The sequence below is a fragment of the Bilifractor sp. LCP21S3_A7 genome (assembly GCF_052118825.1).
Classification (GTDB): domain Bacteria; phylum Bacillota; class Clostridia; order Lachnospirales; family Lachnospiraceae; genus Bilifractor.
Map to the genome: position 1 here is coordinate 165,520 of NZ_JBQKGL010000004.1, position 25,795 is coordinate 191,314.

The 25,795-nt window shown below is 50.8% G+C and carries 20 protein-coding genes and 1 pseudogene; 16 read left to right on the plus strand and 5 right to left on the minus strand.

The window, feature by feature from the left end; translation table 11 throughout:
• Positions 1-5: 5 nt before the first annotated feature.
• Complete coding sequence (locus tag ACTQ1O_RS05125; RefSeq protein ID WP_441486381.1) at positions 6-428, plus strand: C39 family peptidase; 423 nt, start codon at positions 6-8, stop codon at positions 426-428.
• Here the strand turns inward: ACTQ1O_RS05125 and ACTQ1O_RS05130 are convergent.
• Complete coding sequence (locus ACTQ1O_RS05130) at positions 406-1,032, minus strand: YczE/YyaS/YitT family protein (protein WP_441098935.1); 627 nt, start codon at positions 1,030-1,032, stop codon at positions 406-408. The two genes, ACTQ1O_RS05125 and ACTQ1O_RS05130, sit on opposite strands and share 23 nt — an antisense overlap.
• Positions 1,033-1,183: 151 nt before the next feature.
• On the minus strand, positions 1,184-2,191 hold the full coding sequence (locus tag ACTQ1O_RS05135; RefSeq protein WP_441486382.1) for a LacI family DNA-binding transcriptional regulator: 1,008 nt from the start codon (positions 2,189-2,191) through the stop codon (positions 1,184-1,186).
• Positions 2,192-2,517: 326 nt separating this feature from the next.
• Here ACTQ1O_RS05135 and ACTQ1O_RS05140 point away from each other — a divergent pair, with 326 nt between their 5' ends.
• From ACTQ1O_RS05140 to ACTQ1O_RS05200, 13 genes are all read left to right on the plus strand, one after another.
• Positions 2,518-3,921 carry an L-fucose/L-arabinose isomerase family protein gene (locus tag ACTQ1O_RS05140; RefSeq protein ID WP_441486383.1) on the plus strand — a complete coding sequence of 468 codons (1,404 nt, stop codon included), beginning with the start codon at positions 2,518-2,520 and terminating at the stop codon, positions 3,919-3,921.
• A 2-nt stretch (positions 3,922-3,923) separates the two neighbouring features.
• The gene (locus ACTQ1O_RS05145; protein WP_441486384.1) at positions 3,924-4,754 is read left to right on the plus strand and encodes a transketolase; all 831 of its coding nucleotides are present in this window, start codon (positions 3,924-3,926) and stop codon (positions 4,752-4,754) included.
• Positions 4,747-5,682 (plus strand): transketolase family protein, encoded by a 936-nt coding sequence (locus tag ACTQ1O_RS05150; RefSeq protein ID WP_441486385.1) that lies wholly within the window; start codon positions 4,747-4,749, stop codon positions 5,680-5,682. The genes ACTQ1O_RS05145 and ACTQ1O_RS05150 overlap by 8 nt, the downstream gene beginning before the upstream one ends.
• Before the next feature lie 4 nt (positions 5,683-5,686).
• On the plus strand, positions 5,687-7,168 hold the full coding sequence (locus ACTQ1O_RS05155) for an FGGY-family carbohydrate kinase (protein WP_441486386.1): 1,482 nt from the start codon (positions 5,687-5,689) through the stop codon (positions 7,166-7,168).
• A gap of 208 nt (positions 7,169-7,376) precedes the next feature.
• Positions 7,377-8,822, plus strand: coding sequence for an ABC transporter substrate-binding protein (locus ACTQ1O_RS05160; protein WP_441486387.1), 1,446 nt, complete (start codon positions 7,377-7,379; stop codon positions 8,820-8,822).
• A gap of 206 nt (positions 8,823-9,028) precedes the next feature.
• A complete protein-coding gene (locus ACTQ1O_RS05165; RefSeq protein WP_441486388.1) occupies positions 9,029-9,913 on the plus strand; it encodes a carbohydrate ABC transporter permease in 885 nt (294 codons plus the stop codon).
• 4 nt (positions 9,914-9,917) lie between these two features.
• Complete coding sequence (locus tag ACTQ1O_RS05170; RefSeq protein WP_441486389.1) at positions 9,918-10,748, plus strand: carbohydrate ABC transporter permease; 831 nt, start codon at positions 9,918-9,920, stop codon at positions 10,746-10,748.
• 40 nt (positions 10,749-10,788) lie between these two features.
• Positions 10,789-12,765, plus strand: coding sequence for a glycoside hydrolase family 127 protein (locus ACTQ1O_RS05175; protein WP_441486390.1), 1,977 nt, complete (start codon positions 10,789-10,791; stop codon positions 12,763-12,765).
• 49 nt (positions 12,766-12,814) lie between these two features.
• The gene (locus ACTQ1O_RS05180) at positions 12,815-14,257 is read left to right on the plus strand and encodes a four-carbon acid sugar kinase family protein (protein ID WP_441486391.1); all 1,443 of its coding nucleotides are present in this window, start codon (positions 12,815-12,817) and stop codon (positions 14,255-14,257) included.
• Positions 14,254-14,928 (plus strand): aspartate/glutamate racemase family protein, encoded by a 675-nt coding sequence (locus ACTQ1O_RS05185; protein WP_441486392.1) that lies wholly within the window; start codon positions 14,254-14,256, stop codon positions 14,926-14,928. Before ACTQ1O_RS05180 ends, ACTQ1O_RS05185 begins: the two co-directional genes overlap by 4 nt.
• 153 nt (positions 14,929-15,081) lie before the next feature.
• Positions 15,082-16,161 (plus strand): response regulator transcription factor, encoded by a 1,080-nt coding sequence (locus ACTQ1O_RS05190; RefSeq protein ID WP_441486393.1) that lies wholly within the window; start codon positions 15,082-15,084, stop codon positions 16,159-16,161.
• A gap of 24 nt (positions 16,162-16,185) precedes the next feature.
• Entirely contained in the window at positions 16,186-17,010 is an 825-nt protein-coding gene (locus ACTQ1O_RS05195) for a 3-keto-5-aminohexanoate cleavage protein (RefSeq protein ID WP_441486394.1), read from the plus strand.
• A 171-nt stretch (positions 17,011-17,181) separates the two neighbouring features.
• Positions 17,182-18,912, plus strand: coding sequence for a sensor histidine kinase (locus tag ACTQ1O_RS05200; RefSeq protein ID WP_441486395.1), 1,731 nt, complete (start codon positions 17,182-17,184; stop codon positions 18,910-18,912).
• 219 nt (positions 18,913-19,131) lie between these two features.
• Here the strand turns inward: ACTQ1O_RS05200 and ACTQ1O_RS05205 are convergent, their stop codons facing one another.
• Together ACTQ1O_RS05205 and ACTQ1O_RS05210 are read right to left on the minus strand one after the other, a co-directional pair.
• A complete protein-coding gene (locus ACTQ1O_RS05205; RefSeq protein WP_441486396.1) occupies positions 19,132-21,936 on the minus strand; it encodes a family 78 glycoside hydrolase catalytic domain in 2,805 nt (934 codons plus the stop codon).
• Positions 21,937-22,047: 111 nt separating this feature from the next.
• Complete coding sequence (locus ACTQ1O_RS05210; RefSeq protein WP_441486397.1) at positions 22,048-23,592, minus strand: ASKHA domain-containing protein; 1,545 nt, start codon at positions 23,590-23,592, stop codon at positions 22,048-22,050.
• A 384-nt stretch (positions 23,593-23,976) separates the two neighbouring features.
• On the opposite strand from ACTQ1O_RS05210, the gene ACTQ1O_RS05215 reads away from it, so the two are divergent.
• On the plus strand, positions 23,977-24,441 hold the full coding sequence (locus ACTQ1O_RS05215) for a DUF2798 domain-containing protein (protein WP_441486398.1): 465 nt from the start codon (positions 23,977-23,979) through the stop codon (positions 24,439-24,441).
• A 299-nt stretch (positions 24,442-24,740) separates the two neighbouring features.
• On the opposite strand, the pseudogene ACTQ1O_RS05220 reads toward ACTQ1O_RS05215, so the two are convergent.
• Positions 24,741-25,066 (minus strand): annotated as a pseudogene (locus ACTQ1O_RS05220) (transposase); the annotation flags it as partial.
• A 487-nt stretch (positions 25,067-25,553) separates the two neighbouring features.
• On the opposite strand from ACTQ1O_RS05220, the gene ACTQ1O_RS05225 reads away from it, so the two are divergent.
• The gene (locus ACTQ1O_RS05225; RefSeq protein ID WP_441486399.1) at positions 25,554-25,793 is read left to right on the plus strand and encodes a hypothetical protein; all 240 of its coding nucleotides are present in this window, start codon (positions 25,554-25,556) and stop codon (positions 25,791-25,793) included.
• Positions 25,794-25,795 lie beyond the last annotated feature (2 nt).

A 25,795-nucleotide genomic window follows, 5' to 3' on the forward strand; every position in this document is an offset into this window, starting at 1 on the left:
AGCAGATGACAGATCAGGGAAATGAGGAGATATATCGGTGCAGAAGAGCGGACAAATACTCTATTTATTACCGCGTTCATGTTCAGAAGCTTGGATGGCTCGGCTGGACAAAAAATGGAGTTGATGCCGGTTCAACCGGGTGCGCTTACCGGATTGAGGTTTTGCAGATCCGAATGCGGATAAAGGGAAGCTCAGCTCCTGGCAGTATGGCAAATGCATATATTAAAGATCAGGTACATCTGAATGTTCCCTGTGTTATGCAGAACCCGGAACTGCCGACCGGATGTGAATCCGTGGCGCTCACGAATCTTCTGAAATACCATGGATTTTCCCTGAGCAAAACAACAATCGCAGATCATTATATGCCGTACGGAACAAATATTGCTATTAAGAAAGTCTTCATTATTATCTGGAACCGTAGCGCATAGGTTCTGCCACCTTCTTGTTAAAGAAAGCAATCAGGGGCCCCATGAAGAAAGCGGTGACCAGCGTTCCGATTCCGATCACGCCGCCCAGAAGGCCGCCGATCACAACGCAGATCAGGTCCGTCAGAATCCGGATGTATTTGAACTTCCACCCGGTGTGGCGCTCAGAAAGAGTAATGGCAACTGCGTCGTAGGTGGAAACTCCGAGATCGGCGGTAAAGTACATGGCCGAGGCAAAACACATGATAACGACGCCCAGGATCAGTGAGATGATTCTGAGGGCCAGGTTCGGGTCGGGATTCATCTTGTTCAGAAGGAATTCCATAAATTCCGCAAAATAACCGACAAGAAAAAGGTTGATTACGGTTCCTATGCCGATTTTTCTCCGGTTCCAGAAGAAAATGACAACCAGAAGAATGGCATTCAGAATAGCATAATAGGTGCCGAAGTCAAGCGGCACTGCCCGTCGCACGGCATTCCACGTGCCGTGCGCAAAAACCTGAAAAGGATCCACTCCCATATCTGAATAAACAAACATCCCGACGGACAGACCGGCGACACACACGCCGATTACTGCCATCAGAACCCTTCTTGGAAATTCTTTCATAACTACGGCTCCTGCTTCTGTAAATGATTCTCTTTTTAAAAATACCTTTGTTGCTGGTTCTAAGTATAGGATAGGCGAAATGAATCTGCAACAGAATAAAAAAGAGATCCCAACAATAATTGATGATCCGGCTGCTGTTCAAGGAAACCCCTCAGGCGGAATCGCGGGAGACGATGCTGGTCGAAATCTCCGTTTTCACGGTGTGCGGAACCGGATAGCTGATCTGCCGGATCAGCTGCCGGACGGCGGTCTGCCCCATGAACAGCCGGGGAATATCGATCGTGGTCAGCGCGGGCTCCACAATCTGTCCCTCGCGTATATTATCAAAACCGATGACCGGAATGTCCTCGGGAACCCTGATATGACGAGCCTGCAGCGCCTTTATCACGCCGATGGCGATCAGATCGTTATCGGCAAAATAACAGCCGGCAAGAGCCGCGTGGGTGTCAATCAGATCCAGCATATCACGCATCGCCCCTTCAATCGTGGGGGACAATTCATGAATAACGGAATTGCCGACAGACATTCCGTGCTCTCGAACAGCTCTTTTAAATCCTACATCTCTCTCAAAAAAATTTTGAATAGAATAGGAAGACTTCAGGTGGCCTGGCTGGCAGTGGTAGTTGTCAATCAGATAATTCGTCGCAAGGTAAGCTCCCTGCGCATTGTTGATCAGAATACTGCTGCAGTCGATGGTTTCAAAGTAAGAGTCCAGGAGAACCATCGGGATATTCAGATGAAGAAACTTCCGGCAGACTTCTGACGAGATTTCCGTGCCGAGCAGAATAATCCCCGAACAGCCGGAGCCGCGGAGCTCCTCCGCAATCCGCGCAAAGTCATCGGTCTGTTCATACAGCTGAAGGGTACGAAGATGGTAGCCATTATCGCGGCATCCCTGTTCGATTCCATCAGTCAATTCCGTAAAGATCGGCGAATAATTCAGAATCGCATTATTCGCCCGGTAAATGACGCAGCAGATATCGCCATGACCGGCGGTCTTTGCAGATTGTCTGGAAAAATCATAGCCGGCAGCCTCTGCGGCACGGACAATCCGCGCTCTTGTCGCGGTGCTGACTCCCGGTTTATTGTTCAAAGCCATTGATACAGCTGCGGGGCTTACACCAAGCTGTCTGGCAAGTTCCTTTGCGGTGACGGACATCCCTCATTCTCCTGTAAATACTGTAAATGATCTGTGAAGCAAAAATTCAGAAAGGCTGGCTGTACACAAACACAAGGTGATTGCAGAAGCTGAAATTTTCATCGCATAGAAATGCAATCCAAAAACCAGTGGTTTGCAGGTACATGCAGAACCATCCTCCTGATATTGTAATGCATTTCTCTGGATACTGAAAGATCTCCGGAAAATTAAGCCGATAATTTAGTAAAATTCACTTAATAATATGTGTTGATTCAGCTGATGCACGTCTATAATTTTGATTAAGAAATTGCAGTATATAGTGGAAATATTGTGAAAGGGAGGATTCCATGGAGACAATTAAAATCGGCTTTGCGCCGACCAGAAGATCGATTTTCAGTGCACCGGACGCGATTAAGTTCGCGAACTTAACCAGACAGAAGCTGAAGGAGCTGAATGTTTCATTTACAGACATCACGGACATTAACGAGGAGGGGCTGCTGTATCAGGAGAGCGACCGGATCCGGATTGCGGAAAAGTTCAAAAAGGAAAAGGTAGACGGCCTGTTTCTGCCGCACGCAAATTTCGGAACCGAATATGAGTGCGCCAGACTGGCAAAGGAATTAAATGTTCCGGTTTTGCTCTGGGGACCGAGAGATGAACGGCCTGAGCCGGATGGAATGCGGCTTCGTGATTCTCAGTGCGGCCTTTTCGCGACGGGGAAGGTACTGCGAAGATTCCGGGTGCCGTTTACCTACATGACAAACTGCAGGCTTGACGACCCGGAGTTCGCACGGGGGATCACTGATTTTCTGAAGGTCTGCAATGTGGTGAAGAAATTCCGGAATCTCCGGATTCTGCAGCTGGGGCCGCGCCCGTTCGATTTCTGGTCCACCATGTGCAATGAGGGAGAATTGCTTGAGAAGTTTAATATTCAGCTGGCACCGGTTCCGCTTCCGGAGCTCACCGCGGAGCTGAATCGGGTTAAGGCGGAAGAGGCAGAGAAGGTTCAGGAGGTCATCCGTTACTGTCAGGAGAATATGAACTGCCAGATCAAGCCGGAATTACTGGAGAATGTCGCTGCGCTGAAGACCGCTATGAAGAACCTTGCAGATCTGTACGGATGCAGCGCCATCGCGATTCAGTGCTGGAATGCGCTTCAAGGGGAGATCGGCATCATGCCCTGCGCGGCCAATTCCCTTCTGAATGAGGAAGGACTTCCGGTCGTCTGTGAGACCGATATTCACGGAGCGATCACACAGGTGATGGCAGAGGCTGCCACCTTAAATGAGAAGAGGGGACTCTTCGCGGACTGGACCGTGAGACATCCGGACAATGAGAACGGAGAGCTTCTTCAGCACTGCGGTCCATGGCCGATTTCTGTGGCAAAGGAAAAACCGTCGATCTGCGTTCCTGTGGCCTTTCCATATAACGGAGCCGTTTCGGCGGAGGCGAAGCACGGCAATCTGACGCTTACCAGGTTTGACGGGGACAACGGAGAATACTCTCTGTTGCTCGGTCATGCCAGGGGAATCGACGGCCCGTATACAAAGGGAACCTATCTCTGGGTTGAGGTAGAGAATCTGAAGAGACTCGAGGCAAAGCTGGTCGAAGGACCATACATTCATCACTGCGTCGCCATTCACGAGGATGTAGTGCCGGTCCTTTATGAGGCATGCAAATATCTGGGGATTCAGCCGGATTTTTATGATCCCATTGAAGAAGATGTGAAAGCATATCTGAGAGGAGAATAATCGTGAAAAATCTGAAGTATCTATCCTACAAGCTGAGAGAGGACTGCGTAAACATCATCATGGCAGGCGGAGGCGGGCACATCGGGGGCGACATGTCTGTCATGGAGATTCTGACGGACCTGTATTTCCGTCAGATGAATATTTCCCCGGAAAATCCGGAGGATCCGGACCGGGACCTTTTCATCTTAAGCAAAGGACATTCCATGGAAGCTTATTATGCGGTTCTTTGTGAAAAAGGCTTTCTCAAGCTGGAGGAGGTAACCCGCGAGTTCTCCAAATTCGGATCGAAATATATCGGTCATCCGAACAACAAGCTTCCGGGAATTGAAATGAATTCCGGATCTCTCGGCCACGGACTTCCGGTTTCGGTGGGCATGGCGCTGGCGGTAAAAATGAACAAGGGATCGAACCGGGTGTATGTCGTGACCGGTGACGGAGAGCTCGCCGAGGGTTCGAACTGGGAAGGAGCGATGTCCGCAGCCATGTACGGACTGGACAACCTTGTGTGGATCATCGACAGAAACCGCCTTCAGATTTCAGGCAATACAGAGGATGTTATGGCGCTGGAGGATCTGAAGAGGAAGGCAGAAGCCTTTGGCTGGAATGTGATTTCCGTAGACGGAAATGATATCGATGAGGTGGATGCGGCGCTGGAGAAGGCCAAGGAATGTAAGGGAAAACCAACCTGTGTGATTGCGAATACCATAAAGGGAAAGGGCTCCCCAATCATGGAGAATAAGGCCGGGTGGCATCATCACCTGCCGACACAGGAGGAGTACGAACAGATTATGCAGGATCTCGAGCATCAGAAGGAGGCGCTGAAAGATGAATAAAATCGCGAATCGTAAGGTCATCTGTGATGTGTTAATGGAAGAAGCAAAGACAGACAAGGACCTTGTCGTGCTGTGCAGCGATTCCAGAGGATCGGCCTCCCTGACGCCTTTTTTTGAGGCATATCCGGATCAGGCAGTAGAGGCGGGTATTGCGGAACAGGATCTGGTCGGCATGGCAGCGGGACTGGCAAAGATGGGCAAAAAACCTTACGCGGCATCCCCGGCATCATTTCTCACGACCAGGAGCTATGAGCAGTGCAAGGTGGATTGCGCGTATTCGGATACCAATGTAAAGCTGATCGGCATTTCCGGAGGCATCAGCTACGGGGCGCTCGGTATGAGCCATCATTCCGCCCAGGATATTGCGGCGATGAGTGCCATTCCGAACATGCGGGTATATCTGCCCAGCGACAGACACCAGACACGGAAGCTGATGCAGGCGCTCTTGAAGGATGAAAAGTGCGCCTATATCCGTGTGGGACGCAATCCGGTCGAGGATGTCTATACAGAGGACAATTGTCCGTTTGCGATGGATCACGCAACGGAGATCCGGAAGGGAGACGACGTGGCAATTATTGCCTGCGGTGAAATGGTCCGCCCGGCTGTAGACGCGGCAGATCTTCTGGAAGCAGAAGGCATTCATGCAACCGTTCTGGATATGTACTGTGTGAAACCGCTGGACAAAAAAGCCATCATCGAAGCGGCACAAAGGGCAAAGGTTGTGATTTCCGTTGAAGAGCACTCACCCTTCGGAGGGCTGGGATCCATGGTAGCACAGGTGGTCGGGGAAAACTGTCCCCGGAAGACGGTTACGATGGCTCTTCCGGACGCCCCGGTGATCACAGGCACCTCGGCGCAGGTTTTTGCGCATTACGGACTGACCGGAGAGGGAATCGCAAAAAAAGCAAAGGAGCTTCTCGAGGCATAAGCATATGGGAAAATATATTCTGGCAGTCGATCAAAGCACGCAGGGCACAAAGGGCCTGCTGTTTAACGAGAAGGGAGAACTGACGGCACGCGCAGATCTCCCGCACGCGCAGATCGTCAATGAGAAGGGCTGGGTGGAGCACGACCTCGACGAGATATTCAGAAACACAGTCGGTGTCTGCCGAAGGGTCATTGAAAAAGCGGGGATTGCTCCCGCGGAAATTTCGGCACTCGGAATCTCGAACCAGAGAGAGACGTCGGCGGCCTGGAACAAGGTGACCGGGAGACCGGTCTGCCACGCGATTGTCTGGCAATGCGCAAGGGCCGCGGAGATCTGCGCGCGGCATGAGAAGGCGGGAGAAGCGGAAATAGTCCGTCAGAAAACAGGCATTCCGCTCTCTCCTTATTTTCCTGCTGCAAAATTGCAGTGGATCATGGAAAATGTACCGGAGGCGGCGGAGCTCGCCAAAAGGGGCGAACTGGCTGTGGGAACCATCGACAGCTGGCTCGTCTACAAGCTGACGGGAGGAACGGTTCACAGGACGGATTACTCCAATGCATCCCGCACCCAGCTTTTCAACCTGGAGACGCTGGCGTGGGATGAGGAATTGCTGCAGTCCTTCCACATACCGGCAGATGCGATGCCGGAGGTTGTGATGTCGGATTCTGTATTCGGCATGACAGATCTGGAGGGTTTGCTTCCGGGTAAAATTCCGATCACAGGGGTTCTCGGGGACAGTCACGGCGCCTTATTCGGGCAGAACTGCCGCAAAAAAGGGGAACTGAAGGCAACCTACGGGACCGGGAGCTCGGTGATGATGAACACCGGAGAAAACCGTTATGACAGTCAGCACGGACTTGTGACGTCTCTCGCATGGGGGATCGGAGGACGCGTTGCGTATGTGCTGGAAGGAAATTTGAATTATACCGGAGCGTCCATCACCTGGCTGAAGGAGCAGATGGGGATGATTTCCTCGGCGTCTGAGACCGAGGCTCTGGCGATGCAGGCGAACTCGGAGGACCGCGCTTATTTTGTGCCCGCGTTTACAGGACTCGGAGCCCCATACTGGGATGCGGAGGCGACAGGACTTCTGACAGGAATCACACGCACGACCGGGAAAAAGGAGATGGTCAAGGCCTGCGTGGAAAGCATTGCCTATCAGATCACCGATCTGATCGAGATCATGCGGGAGGAGACCGGAGATCCGGTGGAGACGCTTCACGTAGACGGCGGCCCGACCGGAAACCGTTATCTGATGCAGTTTCAGTCGGATATGGCAGATACCTGTGTGCTGGTTCCGGACCTGCAGGAATTGTCCGGTATGGGAGCCGCCTATCTGGCGGGAATTTCCAGCGGCCTCTATCAGGAGAAAACGATCTTTGAGCATATCCGGACAACCGCGTACCGGAGGCGGATGGAAGAAGCTGTAAGGCTTCAGAAGTACGAGGGGTGGAAGAATGCCATCCGGAAAGCGCTGCTGCATTAGAAATTGTGTGTGAGAAAATCCGAACATTTTTGAAAAAAAGTGAACTTTGAATACGAGGTGATGCAATTTACTATAGATATAAAGAAAATGTACCATTCAGCAAGCCAATCTTGAGAATCTGCAATTCTCTCGATGTGTTGAATAGATACAGGAAATTTTGTCTTTTGGAGAAGGACAGTATTTATGTGAGGGTAAGGAGGTTTTTACAATGAAGCGTTACAGTAAGGTTATCTCAGCAATCATGGCATCGGCGATGACCGTCGGATTGCTCGCGGGATGCGGAAGCAGCAATACAACCGGAGGCGGAGCAGCATCTTCTTCGTCAAAAGCGTCCGCAAGCGTATCGACATCCACACAGTCAGAGGCACAGTCATCATCCTCAGAGGTGGCCGCGACTTCGACATCCGCAAGCAGCGCGGCGTCAGGAGATGTGGATACGACAGCAAAGAAGGAGATCAAAATCCTTGCAATCTGGGCAGAGGACAGTACGGAGGGCAAGATCATCAATGAGCTTACCCAGAAATACATCGATGAAGTAAACCCGAATTTTTCCTTCGAATATGAATATGTGGCACAGGCGGATCTGTCTTCCAAGATTTCCACACTGGTTGCATCGGATGATCTTCCGGATGTTTTTGTTTACTCGGCAGGAAAACCGCTGCAGCAGCTAATTGAGTCGGATAAGGTTGTGAATATTTCCGAGGCACTTGACAAGGTCGGCGAATCGGACTGCCTGCTTCCGGCGGCGAAGTCCAGCCTGCTCGGTCTTTCCAATACGGATGATCTCTATGATCTTCCGTTCGGCTTAAACATTGAGGGCTTCTGGTATAATAAGTCGGTGTTTGAGAAGGCCGGTGTAAAGATTCCTGAGACCTGGGACGAATTCCTTAAGGTTTGTGATACGCTCAAGAGCAAGGGAATCCAGCCGCTGGCAACCGGTGGCGCGGATAAATGGCCGACGACAAGACTTGTCAATGCGTATGCATATCGCTCCATGGGACCGGATGCGGTCAAGAAGGCCAGCGACGGCGAGGCAAAGTTCACGGATGACGGATACGTAAAGTCCGCACAGATGGTTGCGGATATGGCAAAGAAGGGCTATTTCGGAGAAGGCGCTACGACGGTTGACTCTACAACGGCGGAAGGAATGCTTCTGAACGGACAGTGCGCGATGCTTTATGATGGCTCCTGGTTCAGCTCTTCTATCACAGACCCGAATACAAATCCGAGCGGCGAAGACAACATCGGATTTATGGGGGTTCCGGTTGTAGATGAATCCGTAAGTCCGGCTACCGAATACCCGACAAACTGCGGTAATGTCATTTGTCTCTCCAAGGGCAAATACGATGCGGCAACAGCAGGATGGCTTCAGTATTTTGTAAAGAATATCGGAAACTACTCGATGGAAAATTATCAGAGCATCCGTGGATTCAAGTATGATACCGACGACAGCAAGCTGGGTACAACCGTTAAGACTATCATCGACGACATCAATAACGCGACCGGCTCTACCGCATGGTGGGAAGCTTATATGGACGACGAGACCAAGGCAGCGGCGCAGGATAATATCCAGAACGTTCTGAATGGAGACATGGACGGACAGCAGTACTGCGAGGCAATTCAGAACGCGTATGATGTATACACAACGGAATGATTTCAATCATTAAACGGTAAATACAGTACATACTGTATACGCTCTTCGAAAACGCAGAAGGGCTCGCCGCACGCGAAGTGCGCGTAAGAGGCTTTGCGCAGGCAAAGCAGGAAACCAGAAAAACAGGAGGCTGCTGAAGGAGGTGTTTGAGCCTTCAGCAGCCTTCTTTAATGGAAATTTTAATGGAAATATAATGGGGAAATACCATGAATAAAGTCTTGTCCAACCGAAAGGTGATTGCGCTGTTTGTCATCCCGGCACTGATCTTATTTACCGGGCTGGTTGTCGTTCCTGTTCTCTGGTCCTTTTATTATTCCCTCTATAAGGGAACGCCGGGACTTAACTGGAAATTCACCGGCCTGACCAACTACAGAAAGCTTTTTATTGATGCGAAATTTCATGCGGCCTTGATGGTAACCATCGAGTATATTCTGATGACTATGCTGGGCATGGTGATTCTGGGACTGCTGCTGTCCTTGATCTACCGTTTCTGGCTTGACCGGTTTAAAAACATTGTGAAGACGATTACCTTCTTCCCGGTTGTACTTCCGACGGTAGCGGTAGGACAGCTCTTCAAGAAGATCTATGAAATTCAGCCGTATTACGGACTGCTGAACAGTTTGCTGGCGGCGCTGGGAAGGCAGGATCTGATCCAGCCCTGGATCGGACAGCAGAGCACGGCTCTGAAATGCCTGAGTATCATGGATATCTGGGTATCTCTGGGCTTCTACGCGGTGATCTTCTACGGAGGTCTTCTGGATATCTCAGAGGATGTTATTGAGGCGGCCAAAATAGACGGCTGTAACAGCTGGCAGCTGTTCACCAGAGTTCTGCTGCCGCTCCTGCGCCCGGTGACCATTACGTGTCTGGTGTTTGCCTTTGCGGGAACAGTGAAGATGTTTGAATCGGCGATGGCGCTGACCGGGGGAGGACCGGCAAGTGCGACGACTTCGCTGTCGATGTATATGTACAACGTTGCCTTTGAGTACAGGAACTACGGTTACGGCTCCGCGGTAGCAATCGTGATCTTCCTGATCTGTATTATCGGAACGCAGATTATTAAACGGTTTGACGTGAAGGAGAATGATTGAGACGATGAAAAAAAAGACCTACGAAATATTTAAAGGAATCATTGTATTACTCATCGTGATCATTGATGCCTACCCGATTTTCTGGCTGTTGACTTCGGCAATGAAAGCGCCGACAGAATTCACATCGAGTCCGTCCTATGCGCTGCCGAAGGGATTCTATTTTCAGAACTTTGTAAATGCCTGGACACGGGGGCACATGGGAAGGTATTTCCTGAACAGCCTTTTGTACACGGTGATCTCTCTGTTTTTCATCGTGCTGATTGCCGTACCCGTCAGTTTTGCACTGACAAAGATGCGTTGGAAGGGGAGATCCTTCTTCGCCAATTATTTCCTGACCGGTCTTATGGTCCCGGTGGCGACCGCCCTGCTCCCGTTGTTCCGCATCTATGGTAATATGGGAATTCTGAACACCAGGCTCTGCCTGATTCTCACCTACGTGGCATTTGGACTGTCGCTTTCTATTTTTCTGATGAGCGGTTACATGCGGTCCCTGTCGGATGAGATCCTGGAAGCCAGCGTCATTGACGGATGCGGAATCTTTTCCATGATGTGGTACATTGTCGTGCCGCTGATGAAGAACGGAATCGTCACCGTGCTGGTACTTCAGTTCTTCTATAAGTGGAATGATCTGCTGTTCTCCATGACCTTCATCAGTGACAGCAAGCTCAAGACAATTCAGACAGGACTGCTTTACTTCACAAACGAATTCGGTACTAAGGACTGGGGATCGATTTTTGCTTCTATCGCGATCAGCGTGCTTCCTATGCTGGTGATTTACCTGGTGCTGAACCGGACAGTCGTGGAAGGAATGACGAGCGGAGCGGTAAAGGGATAAGGCGGAATGACTGTAAGAAAGAGGGAGGAAAGGAAAGCAAATGCTTACAGATACCAGGAATTCCAGATACGCAAAATTGTGCGGAACCGGTGGTAAGGACGTCCGATGGACGAACGGATTTTGGAGGGATGCGGTTGCTTCCTGCGCAAAAAGCATGGTTCCACAGCTGGAGCATATGTTTGAAGCGAAGGAGATCAGCCATGTCGTAGAGAATTTCCGAATCTGCGCCGGAGAGGCGGAGGGCGATTTCGACGGTACCTTTTTCGGGGATGGCGATTTTTACAAGTGGATGGAATCCGAGCTGTATTCCGCTGTATTGCTGAAGGATCCGGAAAGATTTCAAAGGCTCAGGGCGTATATCTCCTTGATTGGAAAGGCGCAGCAGCCGGACGGTTATCTTTCGACGAAGCAGATCATCGCGGCGATGCATGGGGAATCGGCCAGAAATAAGGACATCAATGAATTTGAAGTCTACAACATGGGCCATCTGTTTACGTCTGCCTGCCTCTATAAGAGAATGACGGGAGAGGATTCTTTCCTGGACATTGCCAGAAAGGCGGCCGGTTATCTGGCAAATCTCTATGATCAGGCGGAGAAAACGGGAAATGTCCAGACAGCGGTGTGTCCTTCTCATTATATGGGACTGATTGAACTGTATCGGACGACCGGAGACGAAAGCTATCTGGAGCTGGCAGAAAAGTCAATCCGGCTGCGGGACAGTGTCGTCGATGGGATGGATGACAACCAGGACCGCATTCCTCTGAAGGAGCACAAGAAAATTATCGGCCATGCGGTCCGGGCAACCTATTTGTATGCGGGGGTTGCAGATCTGTATGCAGAAAAGGGCGACCCGGATTATCTGCGGGTGCTGCATGACGTCTGGCACAACATGGTTTCGACCAAAATGTATATCACCGGAGGAATCGGCGCGCTGTACAACGGCACGTCTCCGTACGGCAACTTTTTTAAAGATCAGAAGATTCACCAGGCGTTCGGATATGAATATCAGCTTCCGAATGTTACCGCGTATAATGAAACCTGTGCGTCGATCGGTCTTGTGATGTGGGCGTACCGCATGTTTCTGGTGGAACCGCGGGCAGAGTACATGGACATCCTCGAACGGGCGATGCTGAATACGAACCTGGCAGCGGTCTCTCTCGACGGAAAACGATATTTTTATGAGAACATGCTCCGCCGCGCGAAGAAACTGGAGTATGAGCTGATCTGGCCGCTTACCCGGTCGGAATATATTCTGAGCTATTGCTGCCCGCCGAATCTGGCGCGTGTGATCATGGAGTCTGCGGAGTACGCATACGCCGTTTCAGAGGATTCTGTCTACACCGGGATGTACGGGGAGAACCAGGCGCACTTCCATCTGGCAAACGGGGCGGATTTTGTAATGACGCAGACGACGGACTATCCGTATGACGGCAATATCAGATTGCAGATTTCCGATATCAAGAAGGATGGTCCTGTCACGCTCATGCTTCGTATACCGGGGTGGGCGGAACGCGCCGAGGTTACCTGTCACGGCAGAACCGAAACGTATGGGAAAGAATCTGCGGGCTCGTACCTTCCCGTAGCATTATCCTCCCTGGAAGATGCAGAGATTGTGCTGAGTATTCCCATGAAAACAAGAAATACCATTGCGAATCCGATGGTAGAAGAGGATACGGCGCAGATAGCAATTGAGAGAGGACCTCTGGTATTCTGCATGGAACAGCCGGATGTGGAGACGGAGAGCCTGGATCAGATCTGGCTGGATCCGTCGGCGGAATATCAGCTACGGTTCGAGCAGATCGACGGCCGCAGAATCGGTGTTCTGGAGACGACGGCCTTTCAAAGGAAAATCTGGAACGGAAATCCGGAGACGGATCCGGAAGGAGCGTCAAATCTGTACCGGACACTTCCGAAGGCGGAATTTGAGCCGGTCGATGCCAGAATGGTGCCTTATTTCGCATGGGATAACCGCGGTGTGGGAGAGATGCGGATCTGGATGCCATATCGTACGCGCTGAGAGAAAGAGCATGTTGAATAGAAGAACGGATGGGAGATAGAGGAAGAAAATGAAAGAAAATGCCTTACCAATTTCCGTACTGGACACATTTCCATCCTACGATCATCGTCGGGTGGATGAGCTGCTTCGGCAGGAGGTTTCCAAAAATCATAGGAAAATCGTGGTTCTCGATGATGATCCGACCGGTGTACAGACGGTACACGATGTGTCTGTCTTCACGGATTGGTCAGAGGAGAGCATTCGAAAAGGATTTGAGGAGAATAGAAGGCTTTTTTATATTCTGACGAATTCAAGAGGGCTTACGCGTGAACAGACGGTGAAGGTTCATCGTGAAATCGCGGCGAATCTCACCGTGGTCTCGAAAAAAACGCATCAGGACTTCCTGTTGATCAGCCGCAGCGATTCTACACTTCGCGGCCATTATCCGCTGGAAACGGAAATCCTTCGGGAGGAAATGGAAAAAAGAACCGGAGAAACGTTTGACGGGGAGATCCTCTGCCCTTTCTTTCTTGCCGGCGGAAGATATACCATTGGGAATGTACATTATGTTAAAATGGGAGATGTACTGATTCCTGCAGCACAGACGGAGTTTGCACAAGATCGGACATTCGGATATCATTCCAGCAGCCTTCCGGAATATGTAGAAGAAAAAACAGGCGGAAGATATCGGAAAGAAAGCTGTGTATGCATCGGCCTGGAGGAGCTGGAGAGTCTGGATGTCGGCGGTATAGAAAAGAAATTGACCGAAACCTCCGGTTTTCAGAAAATTATCGTGAATGCTGTATGCGAGGATGACCTGAAGGTTTTTGCTGCAGCGCTTTACCGGGCTCTGGAGAAAGGAAAACATTTTCTGTATCGAACGGCGGCTTCCTTTGTAAAGGCTGTCGGAGCCATCGAAGACCGTCCGCTGTTAACCCACAGAGAGCTGGCAGCCGGAGATGGACGAGGCGGTATCATTGTGGTAGGAAGTCATACGGCAAAGACAACTGCGCAGCTGGAAGAGCTGCGCAGCGTTCCGGGAATCGACTTTCTGGAGCTGAACTCAGACCTTGTGCTGGATGGGGACGCCCTGGAAGAGGAGACGAAGAGAGTCATAAAGGCGGAGGAGAAGAGTCTGCAGGCTGGACGAACCGTTTGTGTGTTCACCAGAAGAAAGCTGCTGACCATTGACGGGGATACGGAGGAAGAGGCGCTTGTTCGTTCGGTGAAGATCAGCGATGCGGTGCGGAAATGTGTGGGGGAGCTGCGGGTGACGCCTTCCTTTATTGTCGCCAAGGGAGGAATCACGTCTAGTGACATCGGTGTAAAGGCGCTTCAGGTCCGAAGGGCAGATGTTCTGGGGCAGATTGAACCGGGAATTCCGGTGTGGAGAACCGGAAAGGAAAGCCGTTTCCCGGGAGTTCCCTATGTGATTTTTCCCGGGAATGTTGGGGAAAAGGATACGCTTAGAAAAGCAGTTCAGAAGCTGATGTATGAGGAGGAGATAAAATGAAGGCAGGTCTTATTTATACGAGCACGACACCGGAGCTGATTGCGCTTGTTGAAAAAGAGGTAAAGGAACAGCTCGGAGAGGATGTAGAACTATACAGCGCACAGGATCCGAGCATTCTGGCAGAGGTTCGGGATGCCGGTTATGTCACAGCAAATGCGGCTGCCCGACTGATCGGCATGTATATGAAAGCCGTTCAGGAGGGCTGTGATGCACTGCTGAATATCTGTTCCTCCGTCGGGGAAGTGGCGGACAGCGTACAGGATGTCGCCAGATATATCGGTGTGCCGATTGTACGCATTGACGAAGATATGTGCCGGGATGCGGTAAGGACGGGAACACGGATCGGAGTGATGGCAACGCTGGAGACAACGCTGGAACCGACCAAAAATACGATACGCCGTATGGGAAGAGAGTGCGGCAGACAGATTACGATCGTGGACTGTCTGGTGGAGAATGCGTTCGGACTGGATCCCGATGCTTTCCGCGCCCGGATGGCAGAGTGCGCGGAGAAGATCGCTGACCAGGTGGACGTCATCGTTTTTGCTCAGGGAAGTATGGCCTACTGTGAAGAATACATTGCAGATAAGGTGCACAAAACGGTCCTTTCGAGTCCGCGCTATGGCGCAAGAGATCTTCGAAGAGCCCTGATCCGAAAAGGTGTGATCCGGTAGAAAAAACGTACTTGTGAAAACAGGAGGCCAGGCATCTCAAGGGCAGAAAATGTTTTCTTAGCGGACGGCAGGTATGCAAAGATCGTGATTTTGGGGGTTGACGGATCGCGGGGATGTGGAGCAGGCGATCAGGATTTAAAGATAGAGTAAGGTATGGAAAAGGAAACAAGCAGGAAGCTGATCGTAATTGATGATGAATATCTGGCGGTGCGTGGGATTGAGACTATGATTCGAAAGATGGATGTGCCTTATGTGTTCGCCGGCAGTGCGCAGGATGGCGTGAGTGGGCTGAAGCTGATCGAAGAGGTCAGACCGGATCTTGTGATTACGGATATCCGTATGCCCGGTCTTTCCGGCTTAGATCTGATTGCGGAAGCGAGAAAGAAGTTCCCGGATATGATTTTTTCTCTGATCAGTGCCTATCGCGAATTTGAATACGCGCGTCAGGGACTGGAGCTTGGGGCGGTCAGCTATATCGATAAGCCCATTACGAGGGACAAGCTCCAGCAGCTTTTTGCGCGGACGGATCGCCTGCTGGATAAGAGGCGACGGGCGGAATCACAGGATGATCGTGTATCTGCGCTCGCGGAAATTCGATTTTCCAGGAACATCTTTATCGAAAAAGTGGACAGCAGCGATCTGGAGAGCTGGGATCGCGAGCTGGAGCATTTCCGTGCGATTTTGCAGGACTACCATTTTACCGCCGAGGACTACAAGAACGAGTGCTACCATCTGGTCCGGTCGGTCGAGGAAGCCTATTACGAGAAGTGGAAGATTTATGATCCGGATTCTCATCTGGCGCTGTACCAAAATGTGGAGAAGCTCGAATCGAAGGAGGCACTCGACGAATATACGGAGATGATTCTCGACCATGTGCGGGAAAAGATTTCCGCACACAAGATGGGAACATCCTACCGGGTAGTGACACGTGTGATCAATTACATCAACGAGCACTATGCGGAGGAGATCAGCTTAAATGAGCTTGCGGAGAAAGAAGGCGTGAGCGTCACCTACCTGAGTATTCTGATTAAGGACGAGGTGGGCATTTCCTTCATCCGGTATCTTACAAATGTACGGATGGAACACGCAAAGGAGCTGCTGAAGAGAGGGTATCGCGTAAATGAGGTGAGCGGGATGGTCGGATATAATAATTATCGCTATTTTACCAATGTATTCAAAAAAGAGACAGGGCTCACACCCATGGAGTATAAGGCGAAAACAGGAAAAAAATAAACGTCGGAAAGGAAGAAACAATCCATGAAAAAAGTAATGATTTCCGTAGCGCCGGTTTCTAATACAGAGAACGAGATCAGGCCGGAGGCAATCGCGGAAGATGTATATCGTTCCTATCTGGAGGGTGCTTCCATGGTTCATCTGCACGTTCGGGATGCCCATGGCAAGCTCACGGCGGACATGACCAGGCTGGAGGAGACCGTTGAGGCCATTCGCTCTTATAAGGATTGTGACATCGTTATTGAAATTTCAACGGGAGGGGTATCTGATCTGACGATTCAGGAGAGATGTGCGCCCTGTTTCGTGGATTATTCGGAAGCACTCAGTCTGAATGTAGGCTCTGTCAATCTCGGAAATGCCGTGTACAAAAACCCGATCCCGGACGTGGAATACTGCGTACAGCAGATTCTTGCGCATGACAAGCGACCGGAAATAGAGGTTTTTGAATTAGGCATGATTCATATGGTGAAGGAACTCAATGAAAAATATCATTTCATTCGTCCGATCCTTTTTGCGCTGGTATTCGGAAACCGCGGGGAGATGCCGGCAACGCTTCCCGCGCTGCGCCACATGAGAGAGTACCTCTACGAATGCTTTCCGGAAAGAAGTGACGTACTATGGGGCTATACGCAGGCAAATCGAAGAGATTTTCAGATGATACGGGAGGCTGTTGCCATGGGAGCGGACAGTCTGAGGGTCGGTTTTGAAGATTCCTGCTATCTGGATCCGGAGACCAGGACAGACAGCAACTGGAAGCTGATTCGCAAGACCGCCTCGATCATACGGGAAAACGGTCAGGAGCCAATGACGCCGAGTGAGGTGCGCAGCCTCTTGAAGATACCCGGGTAAATTTAAAAAAAAGACGCATACAGAAGTGTTGTAATAGACCGCGTGTGTAGAAGCTGCAATCGCTTGTTTTCATTCGTATACCGACTGGAGCAAATTTTACACACGCGGAATTTATTTACGCGAACAGTGAGCCGCAGCCGAATGCGAAGGATTCGAGAAAAGGATGATCGGATGAAGCGAGTAAAACATACGATCCGTGCACAGATCAGACAATCCATGATTGCGATTTCAGTCGCTTTTATGCTGGTTCTGGGTGCGGGATTTTTTCTTTTATATGAGAGAAACGTTGAGAGTAACTACCAGGACGACTTCGCGTACAGTCTGGAGATGGCGGATCGTATTATGAGAATCCGGACAGACAGTGTCATTGAGCTGATGCGAAACCTGCTGTCAGATTCCGCCTATATGCATGCGCTCTATTCATCCGACGATGCGGAACGGTTCTATTTCACCTCGGATCAGGCCCGGGTTCTCGAATCGGCATCAAGCCAGATCACGCGCCAGTCGTATCAGATCGCGAACATTGCTTCACTCAGCCCGGATGGGAGACTTTTTCTGTATTCTCCGCTGGGAGACAGCGAAAAGTACAATAAGCTGTATCGGGATAAGACGCTTATTGATTCTGAATGGGTCCGTAAGGCAAAGGAGAAAAACGGGAGGGAGACTATTGTAGGCGAAAATGTCCTGACGGGTGAGGGCGGAATGCTGTCGATCACCAAATGCATGAAGAACCTCGAGACGGGGCAGATCTGCGGGTATATGGTTGTTACGATTCAGAACCGGCTGTATAACCAGGCGTTTGCCGGGCAGGGACGCTACCGGTCGAATTGCTTCATGGTTCTGGATCGGTCGTTGCATAACCGGTGCGTCTATTACTCGGGTGATGAGGAGACAAAGGGGGAATTCTATCATTCTTTCACCGGTGATGAACAAAGCAGCTATGTGTTCAGTTCCCTGGACAGCAACTTCAGCAATTTTCGGCTGGTCAGCGGAATCCAGAGATCAGAGCTTTTATCAGAATCGCTTCCGATGGCTGTGTTTATCATTGCTATACTGGCGGTGCTGATTGCTGCCTGCATTTTTGTGTCGTGGAGAATTTCGAACAGAATTTACCTCCCGCTTCGGCGGCTGGAAACTACGATTCAGCAGGCGAAGGAGGGAAACCGGAATATTACCGAGCCCTTTGATGACAGTGAGATCGGATTGATCGGACAGGAGTTTACAGGGCTTGTGAACCGTAACCTTGTGCTTCGGGAACGGCTCTTTACGACAAAGATCCGGCAGCGGGAACAGGAGCTGATCGTTCTTCAGGAGCAGATCAACCCGCATTTTCTCTATAATACCCTGGATGCCTTGTACTGTCTGGCAGAAATTCATGGGACGGAGGATATCGCCGTGATGGTGGAGGCGCTCTCTGAGACGTTCCGCCTGAGTCTGAATAATGGAAGCCAGCTGATTCTGGTGAGCGAGGAAATTCGTCATATTCAGGCCTATATGACAATCCAGAACATGCGGTTTAACCAGAGGTTTGATCTTGAAATAAAAATCTGTCCGGAAATTATGAAGAGAAGTATTTTGAAACTGATCCTGGAGCCGTTTGTGGAAAATTCAGTGGTGCACGGATTGGAGCCGAAGATGGATCGGGGGCATATTCTTCTAAAGGGGGAAGAGCTGCCCGACGGCATGCTGCTGTTTACGGTGCAGGATGACGGGGTTGGTGTAAGTTCGATGGAAGAGCTGGAAAAGGGATATGGAATCTCAAATGTCCGCGAGCGGATACAACTATATTATGGTAAAAAGTCCGGAGTCTTTTTCGAGGAACCTGAGGAAGGCGGCTTGAAGGTGACGATACGTATCGATCCGGAAAACAAGGAGAATCGAATGGAAGGCAATGAAGGGTAACCGGGACAGGGCTTTGAAGCGTTGAGAGCGAGATAAAACACGCTGCGCGAGTTTTATCTCGCTATCGCGAAGCTCGCCGCACTCGAATGCTTCGCATTCGGCTGCGGCTCACTGTTCGCGTAAATAAGCATCCCGCATGTACACGGCATAGCTGCAGTGTGCATACGGGATGTTCGGTTTTATCTCGTTGCGCGTTATTCTATTCCACGCAATTGGTTTTTAATCTACTTCCCGCAGCAGCTGATCGATCTTTTCCTGCTCCTCATACGGCAGATAGGTAAAAGGACCGTTGAGCGTCTGCCGGAGTGTAAAAAGTTCCTTCTCGAAGGGTATGACGGAATACCGTGAATAAAAATATTTGTCGAGAATTGCCTTTGTCTTCGGATTCTCAATTAATTCACTCATCAGAGAATCGAGGCTGTATACCTTGCGATAGGGTCTTGTGGGCCGGTAGGTAAAGGAATAAGTTCCGGCCTGAACAATCAGGGAGACATTGCTGCCGTCCTGCTGTATGGAGACGATGCCGTCCATGCGGTCAGCACAGGAACGCAGGGCGTTTGCATCGGCATCCGGGAGCACAAGCGTCGCTTCTGTATTAAAGGGCACGGTGACTTCTATGGTAAGGTTTCCGTCCGCCAGTCGGTAACCGCTTCGGATCAGACCGGAAGCGGAGCGCAGGGAACCTCTTGCCTGGGGAATGGAGTAATTAGGCTTTGGGGAAACCGTAAATTTGCGGAAGCCCGGATGATCTTCATCGGGAATGATTCCAAGCATATCGCGGAACATCCATTCTACGACCGAGCCGTAGGAATAGTGGTTCAGGGAATTCATCTCCGTGCCGCTGATGCTTCCGTCCGGAAGCACGGAGTTCCAGCGCTCCCAGATCGTTGTGGCGCCCATGAGCACTTCATACAGCCACCCGGGGAAGCCCTTTTCGAGCAGAAGATGATAGGCGCAGTCATTCATACCGTTGTCAGAGAGGACGCGCATCAGATAGGGCGTTCCGACAAATCCGGTCTCCAGATGATATTGGTTTCGCGCCAGCTTGTTCAGGAGACCGCTCCTTACCTTTTCCAGTGCGAAATCCGGTGTGAGGCCCATGTAGAGAACCACTACATAGGCGGTCATCGTATCCACGGTGAGACGGCCGGACGGGGAGAAGTATTCATGAATAAAGGCATCGTGAATCTCGTCCGCAAGAAGCCGGTAATCGGTAGCCTCCTTCTCATATCCGAGAATTTCGGCACTTTTCGCGACGATTCGTGTCGAATAATAGTAATAGGCCGAGGAAATCAGGAACGGGTCGGTGGCTCCGTATACGCCGCCCTTCACATTTCCGTCGAGGGCAAGCCAGTCTCCGTAGTGGAATCCGCTCTGCCACAGGCGTCGGGAACCGTGCGCGTCATCCTGCCGCTTCATGTAGTCAACCCAGCTCCGCATGCTGTCAAATTGTCTCCGGAGAATTTGCCTGTCTCCGTAATGCAGGTATACATTCCAGGGAATGATGGTCGCCGCCTCGCCCCACGCGGTGGAGATGGTGCCGGTATATCCTGCGGTGGGCACGACATCTGGAACAGCGCCGTTTAACCGGGACTGCTCGCAGGCCAGATCATAGCCGAATTTGGTGTAAAAGGCATAGGTGTCCATATTGAAGCAGGCGGTGCCGGAGAAGATCTGCGCGTCACCGGTCCACCCATACCGCTCGTCCCGCTGTGGACAGTCGGTGGGGACATCGAGAAAATTCCCGCGCATGCCCCACTTGGTGTTCTCGAAGAGCTTATTTACCAGGGGATCGGAGGTCTCGAAGCTGCTCAGATCCTCCATCTCGGAGTAGATAACCAGCCCCTGGAAATCAGCCGGGTCCGGTTCGCCCGGCCACCCGGTGATCTTAACGTACCGGAATCCGTAGAAGGTGAAGTGCTGTCTGACATCGCGTTCCGTTCCATCCGAGACATAGGTGAATTCGGCAAGCGCGGTTCGCAGGTTGTCGCGGTAAAAATTACCGTTCTGCAGAATCTCGCCAAACTGGAAATGGATCTTTGTCCCCTTCGGAGCGGAACAGTGAAAACCAAGCCATCCCACCATGTTCTGGCCCATGTCGAGTACGGTTTCTCCGGCGGGCGTGTGAATCAGCGCAATGGGGCTGAGCTTTTTCTGAATCAGGATGCGCGGATCGAGACGGGGCTGCAGCTTCGCTTTGTCCAGAGGAATAACCTCCGTGTTCAGAATCTCGGTGCGGTCAATGCCGGGCTCGTAGACTTCTCCGGGATAGATGCCGCTGCTGGTCACAGGGCTTTTGCGGGCCTTCCATTCCGGATTCGTGCAGATTGTTTCCATACTGCCATCTGTATAGAAGAGCTTCAGCTCGGCAATACAGGCCAGACGGTCTCCGTAGAGCTCGTGGTTTTTCCGCAGGCCGTACCATCCCTTATACCAGCCGTCGCCCAGCAGGATTTCGATGCGGTTATGTCCCGGGACAAGATCCGGGATAACTGTCTGGTAGGGAATCCATGCGTTATAGTCGCAGAAACCGGGCATCAGGCATTCCTCACCCTGCTTTTTACCGTTGATGTACACCTCGTACAGGCCGAGGCCGGTGAGATAAAGCCGGGCCTTTGCCAGGGGCTTTGTAATCTCAAAGTCATGAAAAATGCTTACCTGAAGTTCCTTATCCGCGCATGGGGTGATCCAGTCTGCAATCCATTCACCTGCCTTTGCGGTTTCAAACCACGCCGTTTCACTTTCGGCGGAGTCGCCGTTGTCCGCCTCTGCAAAGACCTTCCAGTAATATCTCTTTTCCGGTTCCGGGGAGACAGGAAGTTCATAAGCCGTGCCGCAGAGATCCGGACAATTCCCGCTGTCGTGCAGGATGCGGGTGAAATGCGGATCATCGGCAAGCAGTACACGTGCAGATTTTTGCTTTTTCGCCGTCGTATCTTCGACAACAAAGGATACCGTCGGATGCTCAAGGCGGTATCCGAGCGGATTCACCAGGTGGTTGACTTTCATGTGTGTGATTTTCATGCTACCCTCCCAATCCATTTATAAAACAGTTTCCTATCTATTCATTATATTAATGATCAGCCGGGCGAAACAACATGGAAATTATTGAAAAAAGTAATGGATTTTTTAAACTTATTCCCGAACCTTTTCCCTCAGCTTTTTCATGACGCTCGGATATCTTCTTCCGTCCGTGTGCGGGAGGGCGGAAGCCGCCTGCATCATCTCCACAAAATTATCGACCGCGCCGAACTGCACGTATGACATGAGATCCAGAATGCGATCGATATCCGTCAGAAGATCCTTGTTCAGGAGAAGCTTTGATGCGCCTTCGAGCGAGGTATTGCCGACAGGGCAGATGCGGTCGCGCTCAACGTCGGGATACATGCCGATGTTAATCGCGGATTCCTTGTGTATATGTGCGCCGAAGGCGCCTGCCATGTAGAACGTATCAATATCTTCGAGGCGGATGCCGGAAGCGTGCAGCATGTACTCGATCATCGTAGCGGCAGCGGCCTTTGTGTTGATAAACTCCCGAATATCGCTCTGATAGAAATAAAGACCGGAGGAATAGCAGACAGCAGCTTCCTCCATTCCGGTGTCCGGGTTCTTTTGGATAGAGATGAGGCTGCTCTTCTCGGGCTGCAGCACGCCCTGCAGGTTGATCCAGCCGTTTAGAAACAGCTCGGAGAGAAGATCGACGATGCCGGAGCCGCAGATACCGGCGGGGACTTTATCATCGATGGTTTTCAGGTGAAATTCGCCGTTCACAAGCGACACGCTTTCAACGGCTCCCGGCGCGGCGCGCATACCGGTGTGAACAACGCCACCCTCCAGAGCGGGGCCCGCGGCGCCGGCCCCGCAGAGCAGAAAGCTGCGGTTTCCGACGGCGAGCTCTCCGTTTGTTCCGACATCGAAGAACAGGGAGATTTTGTCTTCCTCATATATGCCGGTCGCAAGGATGCCGCTGATGATATCTCCGCCAAGATAATTGGCCTTGCCTGGCACACAGTACACATAGCCGGCGATTGGAAGATCCAGATCCGTTCCGCGGAGAAATCCCGGAGCATCGGAGCGGACGGCATAGGGGGTCTGGAAGATGCAGAAGGGGTCGAGGCCGATGAGAAAATGAATCATTGTCATATTGCCGGATACCACCATTGAGAGATATTCTGACGGCGCGATCCCGGTTTTGTCGCGAAGCGAGGACAGAAGATCGGTCAGAGTTCTTATCGTCGCTCTGCGGATCTCGTCGAGATGCGCGGGGTTGTCCTTTGCGTAGAAAATACGGGTGAGGATATCCTCGCCGAAGGCGATCTGCCGGTTGTATGCGCTGGCCTCTTCAATGGTTTCGCCGGATTTACAGTTCAGCACGCGCATGTAAACGGAGGTGCTCCCGAGATCGACCGCGAGTCCGTAATGGCTCTTCTCCGTGTCTCCGGCCTCCAGATACAGAATCTCCCACAGTGCTCCGTTCCAACCGAGAGAAGCCGTGACCTCCCAGCCCGCATTCTCACACAAAGGGTAAAGCTGACGGAGGGCAGCGGCAGAGAATGATGCGGAAATACCCTTTTTCTTCAGAGCATCCAGGATGCGCGCCTGGGAGGAACGGCAGTCTTCCTCAGAGGGCGGATTCATTTTCAGAAAAATCTTTCGGCTCAGACCAGATATCGGTTTCATAGATAATATCCTTTCGTTTGCTGCAGGCGGAAATCCGCTGCTTTTCGGCTGTGGGCAGTTGCTGTCGTCTCCTTTAACCATAGGAGTAAGTTTGAGCTATTATAACGCGGAGAATGATTTTATGCAAAAAAATACACAAGGGGAAGTCAAAAAAACTTACGTAGCGGAGAATCAAAAGACATTTATGTAACGGGAAATCAAAAGACATTAATGAAACGGGAAATCAAGAAATTTTACGTGACGGGGGATTAAAAAAGCTTTACACGACGGGGAAGAATATGCTATGATAGGCAAGTTAATTTAAGAATACGGTTTAATTGGAAACGCACACTCTCTTCAGTGATAACGAACAACACGTCATATATCGGAAGGAGTGTCTTTTTTATGCCCGAAAACAAATTTGAGAATTTTATATTTACTGTGATCATGGCTTTTATTATGGTTTATGCGATGATCTGCTACAACATTTCACTGAATATCGGCGGGATGAGAGACGCGGTGTTCGGCATGGCCTTCGGGGAACTCAGGATTATGTGGCCGGTGGCGATTGTGCTGGAAATGTTTGTAATGGAAAAACCAGTGATGTATCTGACAGGCAGAGTCATCTCGGATAATATGCCGCCCTTTTTGATTCTGCTGATCCGCTGTTCTCTGACCGTGTGCCTCATGTGCCCGGCGATGAGCCTGGTCGCGACGATTCTGTTCAAGGATTTTCATGAGGCCGGATTCATCGGTGTATGGCTTCAGACAGCCGCAATGAACTTCCCCATGGCGCTCGCGTGGCAGATCTTTTTCGGCGGTCCCCTGGGAAGACTTATCTTCCGGAAGCTGTTCCGGAAGAAATCCTGAAAAACAGGAAAGCCGGAACATGCCGCGAGGGCAGAGCGGGACAGGCGCCTGCGTGTGCCCTGCAGCCGGATCCGCTGAGATTACGGAACATGCGGAGCAGCCAGGTCCGCACTGTCATATGAAAGCGCAAAACTGCCGGATGTATATCGTACATCCGGCAGTCAGACTGTAGACAAACAGGCTTTGGGGCAAGCCCCTGGAGCCTGTTTTATCGTTAAAAATTATGTGAAACAGAATTCTGATGGAAAAAGAGAATGAAAAGCTAAAAACAGAGGATTCCCACGCCCTATTTTTCCCTTTCTATAGAATAACGTTTCCTGTTCAGCTATCTTCTTTCTCCACTTTTTATTATTCGCCCTTGCCTTTACATGCGTGGAATCAATAAAAATCTCATTTGATCGACCAGCTTGTATTTATAACATTTGGAAAGGATCTGTGAAAAAATCTGTTCAAAAAGATCTGTATCTTGAAATCGACGTGTGTAATTCTTGCCGAAAGTAGAAAAATGCGGAACTTTATCATACATGTCCAGACCCAGAAACCAGCGATACGCAACATTGACATTGATCTCTTTGATCGTCTGACGCATGCTTTTTATGCCGTAGAGATACTGTATAAGCGGAATAGGCGGGTTGTTTGGCGTAATCGGAGAGATGGGTGTGGTACAGCATAAAACGATTTGTGTCAAGAACCGATTTTGCCGACAGCCGCCGCTTTTCCGTACTGTTCTCCGGGGCCGTATTCTGCGAAAATACAGATATATTCAGGAGGGCGCTGTTCCCATCCTGATACGCAGCACGTGCAGAAAGTGATACAAGCCAGTTCAATAGAAGCGGTTTCATGGAGGAATTATCGCGTTCATTGTTACAGTGGTTGTTGTGGGCGCGGTAATCGGAGGACTGGCGGTACTCGGAAGCAGTGTCTGAGATTGCCGTGTTACCTGAAAGGATCAGGTTTTCCGCTGCTGCGGACCTGGTCCTTTTTTTTTACGCGAACAGTGAGCCGCAGCCGAATGCGAAGTATTCGTGTGCGGCGAGCGTCGCGATAACGAGATAAAACTCGCGCAGCGTGTTTTATCTCGTTCGGACAGCCGGGGAAGGAGGAGCCTGTGAATGGAACAGCTTTTGGTAGGAGTTTGCGAAGACGATAAAGAAGAACGGGTACGTCTCCTTGACATGGTGACAGAAGCAGCGGAGAAGGTGAAAGTTGAGGCGTTCGGAAGCGCAGAAGAGCTGCTGGAATCGTACTATCCGGGAAAGTATGACCTGATTATCCTTGATATTTGTCATGGAAGACGGACAGCACGTCCATATCCACAGGCAGGGCTTTTTTGCCGCAAAGCGTGCTTATGAGC